Below are 13,601 nucleotides of genomic sequence, written 5' to 3' on the forward strand. Positions count from 1 at the left end.
AGAATTACAGCAGTCCTGCCTTGGTCATCAGGTCGGTGACCTTTGCGGAGTTCAATTTGGCCGGATCCACGGTGGGAGCTTGAAGATCCTTGATGGGAACGAGTTTAGCGTTCGAGTCCACGTTGGAGGCGATGGCGTATTCGTAGGAGGTCCCGTTCTTGAGGACTTCCTGGCCCTGCTTGCCGGTGATGAACTTGATGAAGGCCTGGGCAGCCGCGGAGTTCTTGGAGGATTTCAGCACGCCGCCGCCGGAGACGGACAGGAAGGCGCCGGGATCCTGGTTCTTGAAGAAGTACGGGGTGACCTTGTTGGAGTTCTCGCCGGTCTTGGCCTGGTCGCCGTAGTAGTAATAGTGGTAGATCAACGCGGCGTCGACTTCTCCGGCGTTGACCGCCTTCATGGCGGTGCTGTTGCCCTTGTATGCCTTGAAGTTGTCTTTCATGCCCTTGAGCCACTCAGTGGTGGCGGCCTCGCCCTTCTGCTCGAGGAGCGCGGCAACAATGGCCTGGAAGTCAGCACCCGACGGCGAAGCGGCCCACCGGCCCTTCCACTCCGGCTTGGCCAGGTCGAGCATGGACTTGGGCAGCTTGTCGTCGCTGATCTTGGTCTTGTCGTAGACCAGGACGGTGGAGCGGGCGGCGATGCCGGTCCACTTGTTGGTGGACGGACGGTACGCGGCCGGGACCTGGTCCACGGTGGCCTTGTCGATGTCCGCGAAGAGGCCAGCGTTCTCAACCTGGGCCATGGCCGGGGAGTTCTCCGTCAGGAAGACGTCGGCCGGGGATGCCGCACCTTCCTGGATGATCTGGTTTGAGAGCTCGGTGTCGGACCCCTGCCGGATGGTGACCTTGACGCCGGTCTCCTTGGTGAACGCATCCACCCATTCCTTGGTCAGGGTGTCGTGCTGGGCGTTGTAGACGGTGATTTCCCCGGCCACTTTAGTGGAAGTAGCAGCGTCGGCGGAGGCGGAGCCGGTGGCTGCCGAGGAGGCGGTGCCGTTGCCGCAAGCGGTCAGGCTGAGGGCTGCAGTGGCGGCGAGTGCGATGCCGGCCAGCGCATTTGCGCGAATCTTCATGAGGGCTTCTTTCTGCGAGCAAATCCAAGGGAGCCCGGGGGAAGGAAATGCGGGCTCACAGCTTGAAACTTTAGGTTAGCCATACCTAAATTTCCATCCAGAACACCCCATCGTGACCGGAATCACATGCATTACGAAAGATTTACATGACCTAATACGCGAATGGCGGCGTGTCGTCGTTTGAGCGAGTGCCTTGCGGCAGTCGATAAGCTGGCTCCATGCCCGGTCTCGCCGAATTCCTGCCGACCTTCGTCGGCGTCGGCGTTCTGATGGCGGCCACGTTGGCGCTGCTCTTGGTGTTCCGGATCCCGCACCCTTTCGCGCCTGCACTAGCCATCCTCCGCGGAGCGGTGCAGCTCGCGGCGATCAGTTTTGTCCTGGGCGGTGTGATCACTAGCCCGCTGTGGGTGGCCGTCGCACTTCTTGTGATGTTCGCAGTAGCCGCGATGAGTGCCACGCGACGCATTGGCTGGAGCCTGCCCCATTTGGGCCTGGTCAGCGGCTCCATGGCTGCTGGCATCGGAATAACGCTCGCCGTCATTTTCGCGACGGGAGCCATCGCGTTCACCCCCCGGTACGCGCTCGCGATCGGCGGGATCGTCATTGGCAACGGCATGACCATCGCAGTCCTGGCCGGCCGGCGCTTCAAGGAATCCGTTTACGAGCACTGGGAGGAAGTGGAGGGGTGGCTGGCACTTGGCGCCACTCCGAGGCAGGCAACCCTGGACCTTGCCAGGCGGACCGTCTATTCGGCCCTGATCCCGTCAACCGATCAAACCAAGACCACGGGACTAGTCACCTTGCCCGGCGCGTTCGTCGGGGCCATCTTTGGTGGGGTTTCTCCCTTTGAGGCAGGCCGCTTCCAGATAGTGGTGCTCGCGGCAATCATGGCGGCAGGTTCCATCACCGCCGTCATGATCATCGGAATCCTTGCGCCGGTACGTGTGCGTCCAGCGACGCTACGCTGACACTGCCTAACGGGAGCCTGCCGCCGGCCGACAGTAGGAATTGAACCGCACTCCTACAAGCGCCTCCCTACCTAAAGCAGAAACGGCCCATGATCGTTGTCACCCGCCTGAACGGCACCCGCTTTGCCGTGAATCCGGACATCATTGAACGGATCCACGAAAGCCCGGACACCCATCTGGTGACCCTCGACGGCGCTACGTACGTGGTGCAGGAAAGCCTCGCGGACGTCGTGGAACTGATCGCGAACTACCGGGCCTATATTCTTCGGCGGGCACAGGATCTCCCCACCGTGACGGGCTATCCCTTGAGCCTCGTGCGCACGCCGGACCCGGATGGAAGGTAAGCCATGGATCCCTCGACAATAATCGGGCTGTTCCTGGCCTTCGGCTCGGTGGTCGCCATGGTGACCCTCGAAGACGCCAACCTCATGGCCCTCCTGCTTCCCGCGCCCATGGTCCTGGTTTTCGGTGCAACCCTGGCCGTAGGCCTGGCCGGAAACACGTTCCGGGACACCGTGCGGGCGTTCAAGGACCTCCCCAAAGCGTTCAAGGGAAAGACGGACAAGCCGCAGGACAGCATCGACCAGCTGATCGGCTTTGCCGAGAAGGCGCGGAGCGAAGGTCTTCTCTCGCTTGAAGAGGCGGCTGTGGACGAGAAAGATCCCTTTCTGGCCCGCGCCCTCCAGAATATCGCCGACGGCACGGATGCCGAAGAGCTGCGCATCCTCATGGAAGACGAGATCGACTCCAAGATGCGCAGCGACCACGTCTCTGCCAAATTCTTCGCCAGCCTGGGCGGCTACGCACCGACCATCGGCATTATCGGCACTGTGGTGTCCCTGACCCACGTCCTTGAAAACCTCTCCTCACCCGATCATCTGGGACCAATGATCGCCTCCGCTTTCGTGGCTACCCTCTGGGGTTTGTTGTCTGCGAACTTCATTTGGCTGCCGTTCGCCTCGCGGCTCAAGCGACTCTCCGAGCTCGAAATCGAGCGGATGACCCTCCTGATGGAGGGGATCCTGGCGGTGCAAAACGGGACCCAGCCCCTCCTCCTCGCCGAACGGCTCCGTGCCATGGTTCCCGCAGACAGGCTCGGCAAGGCGAAAACCGCAAAGAAGAGCGACGACGGCGAAGCCCGCCCCGGCAAATTCGCTTCGTCCAAGGCCGCATGAGGTCCCGGCGCCGCCGCGGTTCTCCTCCGGCGGAAGAACACGTCGACGAACGCTGGATGGCTTCCTACATGGACATGGTCACGGTGCTCATGTGTATGTTCATCGTGCTCTTCGCAATGTCCACAGTGGACCAGGCCAAATTCGACAAGCTCCGCAATTCGCTGGCCACGGGTTTCGGCACGGTGGCCAGCCAGAAAGTGGACACCGCCACCGGGACAGTCGTTCCGCCGGAATACACAAGCGCCGACGCCCAGGGATTCTCCAACCTGGACCTGGCGCTCAAGGAAGCGGACCGGCTCACCGCCTTGCGCGACGAGATGAAGTCCAAGCTCGACGCCGCGGGGCTGGGCGCCAATGTGCAGTTCCAGATCAGCGAACGCGGGCTCACGGTGAAACTCGTAGGATCGCAGACCTTCTTCGAACCCGACCGGCCGGAACTCACGCCCCGCGCCAGCCAGGTCCTTGGCATGATCGCACCTCCCATGGCCAAGGCGGCCCTTGAAGTCATGGTGGAAGGCCACGCCGCCAACGGTGTGACCTCGTACCCCTCCACATGGGAGCTTTCTTCTGCGCGCTCCGTCAACGTCCTGAGGTACCTCGTCGACCATGGGGGCATTTCGGCCGGGCACATCGGCGCCGTCGCATTCGGATCTGCCAGGCAGGTCAACGACGATTCGACCGAGGCGCTGATGGAACTCAACCGCAGGGTCGACGTCGTCGTCCTCTCGGATAAACCCGAAGTGGTGCGTGCGCTGATCCCCGAGGCACTCAAGGCGAGGGCGGGCGGCCAATAGGGCGGCGGGCTTGTCGCGGCAGGTGACGGGGCGGCGTCGGGATCCGTGGAAATGACCTGCGGGCCGAGGTACGCTCGTGGCATGACCCCGGAAGACATCGCCAGGCTCACGTACTTGCGCAAGGCCCGCGACTTGATCGACCGCGAGTACGCCAAGCCTCTTGACGTGCCGACCATGGCCAGCCATGCGTTCATGTCACCGGCGCACTTCTCCCGGCAGTTCCGGGCCGCTTACGGAGAGACCCCTTACAACTACCTCATGACCCGCCGAATCGAGCGCGCGATGGCACTCCTGCGCGGCGGAATGAGCGTGACCGACGCATGCATGGAGGTCGGTTGTACGTCGCTTGGCTCATTCAGCTCGCGTTTTACTGAACTCGTGGGGGTGCCGCCGAGCACTTACCGCGCCCGCGAACACCTGGCCGTGGCTGCCATGCCTGCGTGCGTGGCGAAGATCCGCACGCGGCCCAGCCAGAACGAAGCGAGCAAGCGCAGGGAAGCGCTTGCGGTCACCGGCGACTGACTAGCTGAAGCCGTAGCCGGCCAACGTACGCCAGAGGTCCCGCCCCGATGGGGCGGGACCTCTGGCGTGTCCGGGACGTCTATTAGCGGGGACCACTGGAAATACGGTCGCATTTGATTTGCGGAAGATACATGCCTTAATAACCGCATTTGAGGATTATTCTGAAGCCATGCCAAATATTCGAGTATCTGAAGCAGCCCGGTTCCTGGGCGTCAGTGACGACACCGTCCGGCGCTGGACCGAGAACGGCATGCTGACCCCCGTCAAGGATGATTCCGGGCGGCTGGCCGTGGATGGGCTGGAACTTGCCCACGTCGCGCGGGACCAGGCCCAACTGCCCGAGGATCCTACCCGGGTGGGCCGTTCGGCACGCAACCGCTTCGTCGGCCTGGTCACCGGCATCACGGCCGACAAGGTCATGGCACAAGTGGAACTGCAATGCGGTCCGTTCCGTGTCGTCTCCCTCATGAGCAGCGAGGCGGTCCGGGAGCTCGGGCTCGAACTCGGCTCGGTCGCCACTGCCGTGGTCAAGGCGACCACCGTCATCATCGAAACACCCCAAGGAAAGAGCATCATATGAGGATCACCCGCAAGCCTTTCGCCGCGCTGCTCGTTGCCGGCGCCCTCGCGGCCAGCCTTGCAGGCTGCGGTTCTGGCAGTACCGCCAGCACCGCGGGCAGCGGATCCGCCAGCGCCAACGAAACGCCAAAGCTCTCAGGCACGGTGACGGTTTACGCGGCAGCCTCGCTGAAGGCAACGTTCACCAAGCTGGCCAGCGAATTCGAGGCTTCGAACCCGGGCACCAAAGTCGCCCTGAGCTTCGCCGGGTCTTCAGACCTCGTCACACAGATCACCCAGGGCGCTCCGGCGGACGTCTTCGCCTCGGCTGACACGAAGAACATGGCCAAGCTCTCCGACGCCAAGCTGCTCGACGGAACGGCAAAGGACTTCGCCACCAACGTCCTGACCATCGCTGTCCCGCCGTCCAACCCGGCGTCGATCAGTTCCCTCGCGGACCTGGCCAAGCCAGGGGTCAAAGTGGTGGTCTGCGCCAGCCAAGTACCTTGCGGCTCCGCCGCCCAAACCATCGAAAAAGCCACCGGCACAACCCTGAAGCCCGTCAGCGAAGAGTCTTCCGTCACTGACGTCCTGGGCAAGGTCGCCTCGGGGGAGGCCGACGCCGGACTCGTCTACGTCACCGACGTCAAGGGCGCCGGGGACAAGGTCAAGGGAATCACTTTCCCCGAGTCGGACAAGGCCGTCAACACATACCCGATCGGTACAGTCGGCACCAGCAAGAACAAGGATCTGGCCGCGGCTTTCATCGCGCTGGTAACGGGAAGCGAAGGCAAGAAGGTTCTCGGCGACGCCGGCTTCGGAACGCCGTAGCCCCTGGAAAGAAACGAGCAGGATTCAAGAAGCGCTCGTCAACGCCCAGGACTAACGTCGTTGCCATGACTATTTCACTGCAGTACTCACACATCACTGTCAACGATCCGGACGAAGCACTCACCTTCTATCGGGACGCCCTCGGCCTAAAGGTGCTCAACGACGTCGCGCAGGGCGGATTCCGTTGGGTGACGCTCGGCAGCGCGGACCAGCCGGGTGTTGAAATCGTGCTTTCCGAACCGCACGCGGGCCGGTCCAAGGCCGACGGCGACTCCCTCCAGGAACTGCTCACCAAGGGCGTCCTGGGGCCGATCGTCTTCCGCTCCGACGACGTCGACACCCTCTTCGAGAAGGTCAGGGCTTCCGGAGCGGAGGTCATGCAGGAGCCGATCGACCAGCCGTGGGGTCCCCGCGACTGCGCGTTCCGCGATCCCTCAGGCAACATGGTGAGGATTTCGCAGGCTCCGGCCGCCTAGCTTGACCTGCATCCACGGGCATGTTGGGTCTATTCTTAGCGGTGAAGAGCAGCTGTTCCGGTTCCGCGTGCAACCGGATTCTGCCGCGAAGGAAGATTCGGGGATCTGAGGCTCACCATGGATGCTGCACACGCCGCACTGGAGTTCTCCGCGCCCCGCCAAGGCATGTTCCATGGTTGACTCCGGCGTTGGAGGGGGAACTGTTGATGACGCTGACCTGTGTAAACCGTTTCTGACTCAGCTACCCGTGAGCGGGGTGGCCGTGTCCATGTTCGGCGGGGCCGCGTCGGAGACCCTCGTGTGCGCGAGCGATCCGCTGGCGGTCAGGCTTGATGAGCTGCAGTTTGATTTGGGCGAAGGTCCAAGATGGGAAGCCTTGCACACCAAGCTTCCGGTTCTGGTTCCCGATGTGCGACATTCCCACCCGTACTCGTGGCCGGTATTCAGCAAAGCAGTCCTGGAGACAGAAGCTGCGGCGCTGTTTGTGTTCCCGTTGACCCTGGGCGCTTTGGATCTCGGGGTTGTGGAACTCCACCACACGAAACCCGGGAGCCTGAGCTACCCCGATTACGCGACAGCGTCGGTCCTCGCCGGCCAGACGGCGTGGCAATTGTTGCGACGGGTTCTGATGGTGAACTCGTCCGACACGGACCCCGCCGTGGAAACAGCGCTGATGTCCCGAAGGGAAATCCACCAGGCCACGGGAATGGTCCTGGCACAGTCAGGAAGTTCCGCTGCGGACGCACTTTTATTGATGCGTGCCCACGCGTTCGCGCATACGCTGACGTTGCGCGAAACAGCCGAGGCAGTGCTGCAGGGACGCTTGAGTTTTGCTCCAGAAAATGACGCCCACGGCAGTGGTGGTCTGCAGTAATATGGCGACATGGTGACGATAAGCCGTGCCGAGCGCGTCAGCGCGGCCTTCGTAAAGATCACGAACACGTTGGTTGCTGACTACGACGTGCTGGACTTGCTCCATGCGCTTGTCGAAGCCTCCGTGGATCTGCTCGATGCCGCCGCGGCCGGGTTGCTGCTTGCTGATCCTCACGGAGAGCTGCAGGTCCTGGCCTCCACCAGCGAGCAAAGCCAGCTCGTTGAAATACTTCAGCTGCAAGCGGGCTCCGGTCCGTGCGTCGAGTGCTACCGGACAGGAACTCTGGTAGTCGTGGAGGACATACGCTCGTTGAGTGGCCAATGGCCGGAATTCCGGGAGGCCGCCCTGTCACAGGGATTCCGTTCTGTCCACGCGGTACCGATGCGCGTTCAAGGCAGAACCATCGGAGCCATGGGCCTTTTCGGCGAACATTCCGGCGCCCTGACGCCGGAAGACGTTGCCATCGGCCAAGCGCTGGCAGACGTTGCGACCATCGGCATCCTCCAGGAACGCACCATCCGTGAATCGGCAGTGGTCAACGAACAGCTGCAGCGCGCCCTGAACAGCCGGGTCCTCATCGAACAGGCCAAGGGGGTCATTGCCTACACTGCCGGAGTGGACATGGAAGAGGCATTCGCACGCTTACGCTCATTTGCACGCGCCAACAACCAGAATCTGCATGACACGGCCTCGCGCGTCATCAACCGGACCCTGACTCTATAAGAGACGATGGCCGTCCGCCGAGCCGCCGTCCACCAAGCTACCGAATCCGGAGAAATTCCTGGTGGGACGCTAATTCGATGCCCAGAGCCGCGGCCGAAATATCCTCGAGGGCGTCAATCATCGATTCGAAGGCAGCTCCGTTTCCAAGTTCCGACGTCTCATCGACGAATTGCATCGAACGGAAAAACGTAAAGCGCGCCACTTTTATTTTCAGCTCCGCGATGAGCTCATCGATCTCCGCCAACGGATAATCCCGCCAAGTTTCGGTGTCTGCTGCGGCAGATGGACGCCTTGCGCGAGAAGTGCGGGTGCTGGGGTCGCCTGGCATGATTTGTGATGTCCTCCTGAAGCGTGCGCCGACAAAGGGCGCTGCCAGGGTCCAGGGCAACACACCTACCGTATCCGACATCCCATCACGCGGATAGGCTCCGATAATTAGTCCCTTACGCCCGCACTTTCCTTGCCGATAGTGGCAACCGTGAGTGAACAGGAAGATCAATCGGCGGTACGGCAGCGCACCGTGGACGTCTATGACTTCCGCAGGCCCACCACCTTGCCGCGCCAACACAGCCGCGTCCTGGAAGTCGCCTTCGAGACGTTCGCCCGCCAATGGGGAACACAGCTCACGGCCAAGGTCCGCGTGAAGTCCACCGCGACCCTGGAACAGCTCATCATGCAGAGCTACGACGAATACGCCGCGTCCCTGCCTTCGGTCACCTCGATGGTGCTGTGCCGCATCGAGGGCAGCGAGTCGCGGCTCGTCATGCAGTTTCCTGCTACGGCGGCATTGTCCTGGGTCACCCGCATGTTGGGTGGGGCCAGCGAATCGGCGGTCCCGGATCGGAAGTTCACCCAGATCGAGCAGGCGCTCATCAGCCGCATGGTAGAAGACGGACTGGAGGACCTGAGCTATTCGCTTGGCGCGCTGCTGACCACCCCGGTGCGCATGGACGTCATCCAATACAACTCCCAGTTCGCCCAAGCCGCGGCTCCGGCGGAGCTCATGATCGTGGCCTCATTCACCGTGAAGGTGGGCGAAAGCCTTGCCGCAGCCAGCCTCGCGATTCCCGCCGACGTCCTGCTTTCCGGGCTAGGCGACGTCAATCCCACTGTCCACAGCGGCGACGCCGAGGCGCTGGTCCGCGCCCAGGTCACCCAGGTGCCGGTAGACGTAGCCATCCAGTTGAGCCCCACTCCGGTGACGCCTGCGCAGATCCTGGGGCTCGCCGTCGGGGACGTCATTGCGCTGCCGCACCTGGAGAACCGGCCGTTCGACGTCGCCATCAACGGCACCCGCCTAGCCACCGCAGCACCGGCCCGCAACGGCTCCCGTGCAGCCGCCGTCATCGTCACAATCGAGGAGAACCAGCGATGAGCATCACCCTGACCCTGCACGAGTCCGCGGCCGAGCGTTTGGCGATGCAGCTGCCCACTCCTGCCACGCTGCAGGTCTCCGGCATTGTCCCGCCGCAGGCCGCTGCGCCATATGCCCCCCTCGCGGTCACCGCCACTTTCGTGGGCGCCGTGACCGCGGACTTCGCACTCATCCTCACGGACCGTTCCTTCCTGGCCGCTGCCGGCGGCGGGTTGAACGGCGTCGTGTCCGGCGGAGTCGTGTCCGTCGTTGACGTACTGCGTCCGGCGATGGAACACGCATCCGAGGCGTTCGACGCCGGCGTGCTGGGGGAGTTGCGCGAGGAAGACTCTGCAGGGCTGCTGTCCGACTCCGAAACGGCTGTTTTTGAACTGCGCCAGTCTCCCTCGTCCGGCGGCGAGCAGGCGTTCGGCTGGTTCGCCGTCCGGGTCCGCGAACACGGGACCGTGCAGGACACTGCCGCCGCACGGAACGCCCAGTCCGGTGCGGTTTCGGCCCGCCTCGGACTGATCAGCAACGTCGAAATGGCCCTCACGGTGGAAATCGGCCGCACGCGCATGTCCGTGCGTGACGCCCTTGCCTTGGAGCCGGGCAAAGTGATCGAGCTGGACCGCTCGGCCGGCGCGCCCGCGGATGTCCTCCTTAACGGGCGCCTGATCGCCCATGGTGAAGTCGTCGTCGTGGACCAGGACTACGCAGTACGCATCACCCGCATCCTGGACGTCGCCGAGGGAATCTACTAGATGGATTCGCTCATCCTCGGGCTGCGCGTGCTCGTGGCCCTGGGTGCGGTGCTGGGGCTCATTTGGGTCCTGCAGCGCCGCCTTCTCAAAGGAAAGGCCAAGGGCCGACGCCGGGCCAACACCACCCTGACGGTGGTCAGCCGGCAGACTGTCGGCCAAAAGGCCTCGGTGGTGGTGGTCGACGCCGGCGACAAGCGCTTCCTTTTGGGTGTCACCGAGCACGCCATCAGCGTCCTGCACAGCGGCGACGTCCCCGTGGAGGTACCGGAGAGCTCTCCGGTACCCGAGAGTTTCGCCGACATCTTCCGCGACGCCGGTGGCGCGTCACTTGAGGATAACGGGCCCCAAACCGCTTCACTCCAAGGCAGTAGACTCACACGCCGCAGCGAGATCCACCGCCGCAGCGAACTGGACAAACCACAGCCAATGCACGGTTCCATCCTTGCCGGTTCCACCTGGCGGCAGGCCGCCGAGGCCATCAGGGGACGCCGGAATTGATTCTGACCCTTGGGCCTGCCGATGCCCGCCGCACCGGCAGGACATTGCTTGCAGTGCTTTGCGTACTGTTGCTGACGGCACTGTTCCTGTGGCTGGGCATGTCCACCGGACATGCGGCGCCGGTCAGTCCGACGCCACCCACTCCGCCCGTAGTTCCCACCGCACCGGCCCAACCGTCCAACGGCAACGTCAGCATCAACATCAATGGGCTGGACGGAAAGCCGTCCACCGCGGTAGTGACCCTGGTCGGGATCACGCTGCTCTCTGTCGCTCCTGCCCTGCTGCTCATGATGACCTCGTTCACCAAGATCTTCGTGGTGCTGGCCATGACCCGCAACGCCTTGTCCCTCCCGTCCATCCCGCCCAACCAGGTGCTGGCCGGGCTGGCGCTCTTCCTGTCCATCTTCGTGATGTGGCCTGTGATTTCCGAGATCAACAACGTCGGGATCCAGCCCTACCTGAACGGAACGCTGGACTTCAACGGAGCCGTTTCGGCCGGATCCGCGCCACTCCAGCACTTCATGGTGGCCCACACCCGGCAAGAAGACATTGCCCTCATGACCCGCGCGGCCAAACTCGACAACCCTGCCAATCCGCAATCGGTCCCATTGCAGACCCTTATCCCGGCCTTCATGATCTCCGAGCTCCGGGCGGCGTTCATCATCGGTTTCGTCATTTTCATCCCGTTCCTGGTGATCGACCTGGTGGTCTCGGCCGCGCTGATGTCCATGGGCATGATGATGCTTCCGCCCGTGATGATCTCGCTGCCCTTCAAAATCCTGCTGTTCATCCTCGTGGACGGCTGGGGATTGGTGATTACCGCCCTGATCCAGAGCTATTCGAGCGGCTGATGAATACCAACGCAGTCCTGGACATTTGCCTCCAGGCCCTGATCCTCGCGGCCAAGCTGGCCGCGCCCGCCTTGGTAACCGCGCTCGTGGTGGGCCTCGCCATTTCCCTCCTGCAGTCCATCACCCAGCTTCAGGAAGCCACCCTGTCCTTCGTGCCGAAGGCAGTAGCCGTGGCCGTGGCCTTGGTGGTGTGCGGGCACTGGATGATCACCGAGGCCGTCTCCTTCACCAACGAGCTCTTTGCCCGGATACCCGGGCTGATCGGCGGAGCGTGAAGTGGAGCTGCCCTTCAACCAGTCCTGGCTTGAGGTCCTGTTGTTGGCCTCCGTCCGGATGACGGCGTTCCTGGTGGTGGCGCCGCCCTTCTCGCACCAAGCAATTCCGCTGCGGATCAAAGGGATGCTCGGCATCGGTTTGGGGCTGGCCGTTTCCCAACGTCTCTCCGATGGCTACACCTCCAAGGACACCGCCGGCTTCATCACGGCCGTGGTCCTTGAGCTCGTGACCGGGCTGGTCCTTGGCTTCCTCGTCCTGCTCGTCTTCGCGGCCATCCAATCGGCCGGCAGCCTGATAGACCTCTTCAGCGGTTTCCAGATGGCCCAGGGCTTCGATCCCCAGATGATGATCAACGGCGCCCAATTCACCCGGTTGATGCAGATGGCCGCCCTGGCACTGCTTTTCGCCTCGGACGGCTACCAGTTGGTGATCGGCGGCCTGACCGGGAGTTTCACGGCGTTGCCGCTGGCCGGGGGACTGGATTTGGCACAGCCTGTACACGCGATGATTTCCGCGGTCACGGGGATGTTCCTTTCCGCAGTGCAAATCGCCGGGCCGCTCCTGGTGGTGCTGGTACTAGCCGATATCGGGCTGGGGCTCCTCACCCGGGTGGCGCCCGCACTGAATGCCTTCGCCCTGGGCTTCCCGCTCAAGGTCTTGATCACCTTGGGGCTCGCAGGGTTCCTGTTCCTGGCATTGCCGCGCCTCGTTGCCATGCTCGCCGAGCAGGCGGCGAACACACTGATGGGGGTGGGCTGATGTCGGATTCGCAGGAAAAAACCGAGCAAGCCACTGACAAGCGGATGCGGGAAGTCCGGTCCAAAGGGCAGCTTTCCCGCTCGCAGGACCTCACAGCCTGGCTCGCCGTCGGATCCTCGGCAGCCATGATCCCGTCCACTATCGAGCGTGCCTCCAACGCCGCGGCGGACCAACTGTTCACTGTCCGCGGAGTCATCGAGAACCCCGATCCTGCCAAGGCCGTCGCGGCGCTCGAAGCCGGGTTCGGTTCCCTCGCCCAGGTGCTGGGGCCCTTGTTCGTGGTGGTCATGGTGGTGGTGCTGGCCGGATCCGCGCTGCAGGGCGGCATCCACTTCAAACGGTTCCGCGCTGAGTTCGAACACTTCAACCTTGTCAGCGGCCTCAAGCGGATCTTCGGCGCCCAGGCGCTGTGGGGCGGCCTGAAAGCGCTCCTGAAGACCGCCGTCGTCGGGCTTGTCCTCTACGCCGTTGTGCAGGGGCTCATCCCTGTGCTGCTCACCGCCGGGGGACTGCCGGTATCCGGCATCCTTTCGGCAGCGGCCGGAGGCATAGCTTCGTTGATCCAGTTCGCCGTGCTGGCGGGCCTGGTCCTTGCCGCCGCGGACATCTTCGTGGTCATGCGCCGCAACCGCAAGAAGACGCGCATGTCCAAGAAGGAAATCAAGGACGAAAACAAGAACAGCGACGGCGATCCCCTCATCAAGTCCCAGCGGCGCTCGCGCCAGTTGAGCATGAGCCGGAACCGCATGATCGGCGCGATCGCGGACGCCGACGTCGTGATCGTCAACCCGACGCACGTCGCTGTGGCGCTGAAGTACGACGCCGGCAAAGCGGCACCACGCGTCGTGGCCAAGGGAGCGGGGGTGATCGCTGCCCGTATCAGGGAAGAGGCGGAGGCGAAATCGGTCCCGATGGTCCAGCACATCCCGCTCGCGAGGGCACTGCACTCGGCCTGCGAACTTGGCCAGGAAATCCCTGTGGAGCTCTACCGGGCCGTGGCTGGAGTCCTGGCGTTCGTCATGTCGCTCAAGTCAAGGGGAGCGGCACGCGGAATGCACCGCTTGCCGGGCGTGGCGGGGACCATGGCCGGAGCGCCCGCATGA

The 13,601-nt window shown here is 63.3% G+C and carries 19 protein-coding genes; 17 read left to right on the forward strand and 2 right to left on the reverse strand.

Translation table 11 applies throughout. From position 1 onward, the window contains the following. Nucleotides 1-4: 4 nt before the first annotated feature. The gene (locus ACSKT0_RS03570) at nucleotides 5-1,075 is read right to left on the reverse strand and encodes an iron ABC transporter substrate-binding protein (protein ID WP_437772537.1); all 1,071 of its coding nucleotides are present in this window, start codon (nucleotides 1,073-1,075) and stop codon (nucleotides 5-7) included. A gap of 218 nt (nucleotides 1,076-1,293) precedes the next feature. Between ACSKT0_RS03570 and ACSKT0_RS03575 the strand changes: the two genes are divergently transcribed. The 10 genes from ACSKT0_RS03575 (at nucleotide 1,294) to ACSKT0_RS03620 (ending at nucleotide 7,996) form a co-directional block, all read left to right on the forward strand. Continuing rightward, complete coding sequence (locus ACSKT0_RS03575) at nucleotides 1,294-2,043, forward strand: ABC transporter permease (RefSeq protein WP_437772538.1); 750 nt, start codon at nucleotides 1,294-1,296, stop codon at nucleotides 2,041-2,043. Nucleotides 2,044-2,132: 89 nt separating this feature from the next. Beyond that, a complete protein-coding gene (locus tag ACSKT0_RS03580) occupies nucleotides 2,133-2,387 on the forward strand; it encodes a flagellar FlbD family protein (RefSeq protein ID WP_437772539.1) in 255 nt (84 codons plus the stop codon). A 3-nt stretch (nucleotides 2,388-2,390) separates the two neighbouring features. Beyond that, the gene (locus ACSKT0_RS03585) at nucleotides 2,391-3,218 is read left to right on the forward strand and encodes a motility protein A (RefSeq protein ID WP_437772540.1); all 828 of its coding nucleotides are present in this window, start codon (nucleotides 2,391-2,393) and stop codon (nucleotides 3,216-3,218) included. Further along, nucleotides 3,215-4,012, forward strand: coding sequence for an OmpA/MotB family protein (locus ACSKT0_RS03590; protein WP_345452476.1), 798 nt, complete (start codon nucleotides 3,215-3,217; stop codon nucleotides 4,010-4,012). Before ACSKT0_RS03585 ends, ACSKT0_RS03590 begins: the two co-directional genes overlap by 4 nt. Before the next feature lie 81 nt (nucleotides 4,013-4,093). After that, the gene (locus tag ACSKT0_RS03595; RefSeq protein ID WP_437772541.1) at nucleotides 4,094-4,534 is read left to right on the forward strand and encodes a helix-turn-helix transcriptional regulator; all 441 of its coding nucleotides are present in this window, start codon (nucleotides 4,094-4,096) and stop codon (nucleotides 4,532-4,534) included. Nucleotides 4,535-4,703: 169 nt separating this feature from the next. Next, on the forward strand, nucleotides 4,704-5,114 hold the full coding sequence (locus tag ACSKT0_RS03600; protein WP_437772542.1) for a TOBE domain-containing protein: 411 nt from the start codon (nucleotides 4,704-4,706) through the stop codon (nucleotides 5,112-5,114). Continuing rightward, complete coding sequence (gene modA, locus ACSKT0_RS03605) at nucleotides 5,111-5,923, forward strand: molybdate ABC transporter substrate-binding protein (RefSeq protein ID WP_437772543.1); 813 nt, start codon at nucleotides 5,111-5,113, stop codon at nucleotides 5,921-5,923. Before ACSKT0_RS03600 ends, modA begins: the two co-directional genes overlap by 4 nt. 65 nt (nucleotides 5,924-5,988) lie before the next feature. After that, on the forward strand, nucleotides 5,989-6,399 hold the full coding sequence (locus tag ACSKT0_RS03610) for a VOC family protein (protein ID WP_437772544.1): 411 nt from the start codon (nucleotides 5,989-5,991) through the stop codon (nucleotides 6,397-6,399). 247 nt (nucleotides 6,400-6,646) lie between these two features. Next, nucleotides 6,647-7,273, forward strand: coding sequence for a GAF and ANTAR domain-containing protein (locus tag ACSKT0_RS03615; protein WP_437772545.1), 627 nt, complete (start codon nucleotides 6,647-6,649; stop codon nucleotides 7,271-7,273). A 9-nt stretch (nucleotides 7,274-7,282) separates the two neighbouring features. After that, nucleotides 7,283-7,996: a GAF and ANTAR domain-containing protein gene (locus tag ACSKT0_RS03620; protein ID WP_437772546.1), complete on the forward strand. Its 714-nt coding sequence runs from the start codon at nucleotides 7,283-7,285 to the stop codon at nucleotides 7,994-7,996. Nucleotides 7,997-8,033: 37 nt separating this feature from the next. Here the strand turns inward: ACSKT0_RS03620 and ACSKT0_RS03625 are convergent, their stop codons facing one another. Further along, complete coding sequence (locus ACSKT0_RS03625; protein ID WP_437772547.1) at nucleotides 8,034-8,405, reverse strand: hypothetical protein; 372 nt, start codon at nucleotides 8,403-8,405, stop codon at nucleotides 8,034-8,036. 69 nt (nucleotides 8,406-8,474) lie between these two features. Between ACSKT0_RS03625 and ACSKT0_RS03630 the strand changes: the two genes are divergently transcribed. The 7 genes from ACSKT0_RS03630 to ACSKT0_RS03660 are packed head-to-tail and all read left to right on the forward strand — an operon-like array spanning nucleotide 8,475 to nucleotide 13,601. Beyond that, nucleotides 8,475-9,371 (forward strand): flagellar motor switch protein FliM, encoded by an 897-nt coding sequence (locus ACSKT0_RS03630; RefSeq protein ID WP_437772548.1) that lies wholly within the window; start codon nucleotides 8,475-8,477, stop codon nucleotides 9,369-9,371. Then, the gene (fliN, locus tag ACSKT0_RS03635; RefSeq protein ID WP_437772549.1) at nucleotides 9,368-10,114 is read left to right on the forward strand and encodes a flagellar motor switch protein FliN; all 747 of its coding nucleotides are present in this window, start codon (nucleotides 9,368-9,370) and stop codon (nucleotides 10,112-10,114) included. Before ACSKT0_RS03630 ends, fliN begins: the two co-directional genes overlap by 4 nt. After that, nucleotides 10,115-10,612: a flagellar biosynthetic protein FliO gene (gene fliO / locus ACSKT0_RS03640; RefSeq protein ID WP_437772550.1), complete on the forward strand. Its 498-nt coding sequence runs from the start codon at nucleotides 10,115-10,117 to the stop codon at nucleotides 10,610-10,612. It begins immediately after the preceding gene. Continuing rightward, nucleotides 10,612-11,463, forward strand: coding sequence for a flagellar type III secretion system pore protein FliP (gene fliP, locus ACSKT0_RS03645; protein ID WP_437773961.1), 852 nt, complete (start codon nucleotides 10,612-10,614; stop codon nucleotides 11,461-11,463). The genes fliO and fliP overlap by 1 nt, the downstream gene beginning before the upstream one ends. Continuing rightward, nucleotides 11,463-11,738: a flagellar biosynthesis protein FliQ gene (gene fliQ / locus ACSKT0_RS03650; RefSeq protein ID WP_268024885.1), complete on the forward strand. Its 276-nt coding sequence runs from the start codon at nucleotides 11,463-11,465 to the stop codon at nucleotides 11,736-11,738. Before fliP ends, fliQ begins: the two co-directional genes overlap by 1 nt. A gap of 1 nt (nucleotide 11,739) precedes the next feature. Further along, nucleotides 11,740-12,498, forward strand: coding sequence for a flagellar biosynthetic protein FliR (locus ACSKT0_RS03655; protein ID WP_437772551.1), 759 nt, complete (start codon nucleotides 11,740-11,742; stop codon nucleotides 12,496-12,498). Next, nucleotides 12,498-13,601: an EscU/YscU/HrcU family type III secretion system export apparatus switch protein gene (locus ACSKT0_RS03660; RefSeq protein WP_437772552.1), complete on the forward strand. Its 1,104-nt coding sequence runs from the start codon at nucleotides 12,498-12,500 to the stop codon at nucleotides 13,599-13,601. Before ACSKT0_RS03655 ends, ACSKT0_RS03660 begins: the two co-directional genes overlap by 1 nt.

The organism is Arthrobacter sp. KNU40 (assembly GCF_051515115.1).
GTDB lineage: Bacteria > Actinomycetota > Actinomycetes > Actinomycetales > Micrococcaceae > Arthrobacter.

Excerpts from the sequence above, each read along its gene's own strand:
- ACSKT0_RS03610 (WP_437772544.1), top strand. The coding sequence starts at position 5,989 with ATGACTATTTCACTGCAGTACTCACACATCACTGTCAACGATCCGGAC.
- ACSKT0_RS03595 (WP_437772541.1), top strand. The coding sequence starts at position 4,094 with ATGACCCCGGAAGACATCGCCAGGCTCACGTACTTGCGCAAGGCCCGC.
- ACSKT0_RS03660 (WP_437772552.1), top strand. The coding sequence starts at position 12,498 with ATGTCGGATTCGCAGGAAAAAACCGAGCAAGCCACTGACAAGCGGATG.
- fliO (WP_437772550.1), top strand. The coding sequence starts at position 10,115 with ATGGATTCGCTCATCCTCGGGCTGCGCGTGCTCGTGGCCCTGGGTGCG.
- ACSKT0_RS03600 (WP_437772542.1), top strand. The coding sequence starts at position 4,704 with ATGCCAAATATTCGAGTATCTGAAGCAGCCCGGTTCCTGGGCGTCAGT.
- ACSKT0_RS03590 (WP_345452476.1), top strand. The coding sequence starts at position 3,215 with ATGAGGTCCCGGCGCCGCCGCGGTTCTCCTCCGGCGGAAGAACACGTC.
- ACSKT0_RS03625 (WP_437772547.1), bottom strand. The coding sequence starts at position 8,405 with ATGTCGGATACGGTAGGTGTGTTGCCCTGGACCCTGGCAGCGCCCTTT.
- fliQ (WP_268024885.1), top strand. The coding sequence starts at position 11,463 with ATGAATACCAACGCAGTCCTGGACATTTGCCTCCAGGCCCTGATCCTC.
- fliN (WP_437772549.1), top strand. The coding sequence starts at position 9,368 with ATGAGCATCACCCTGACCCTGCACGAGTCCGCGGCCGAGCGTTTGGCG.
- modA (WP_437772543.1), top strand. The coding sequence starts at position 5,111 with ATGAGGATCACCCGCAAGCCTTTCGCCGCGCTGCTCGTTGCCGGCGCC.
- ACSKT0_RS03620 (WP_437772546.1), top strand. The coding sequence starts at position 7,283 with ATGGTGACGATAAGCCGTGCCGAGCGCGTCAGCGCGGCCTTCGTAAAG.
- ACSKT0_RS03575 (WP_437772538.1), top strand. The coding sequence starts at position 1,294 with ATGCCCGGTCTCGCCGAATTCCTGCCGACCTTCGTCGGCGTCGGCGTT.
- ACSKT0_RS03570 (WP_437772537.1), bottom strand. The coding sequence starts at position 1,075 with ATGAAGATTCGCGCAAATGCGCTGGCCGGCATCGCACTCGCCGCCACT.
- ACSKT0_RS03580 (WP_437772539.1), top strand. The coding sequence starts at position 2,133 with ATGATCGTTGTCACCCGCCTGAACGGCACCCGCTTTGCCGTGAATCCG.
- ACSKT0_RS03585 (WP_437772540.1), top strand. The coding sequence starts at position 2,391 with ATGGATCCCTCGACAATAATCGGGCTGTTCCTGGCCTTCGGCTCGGTG.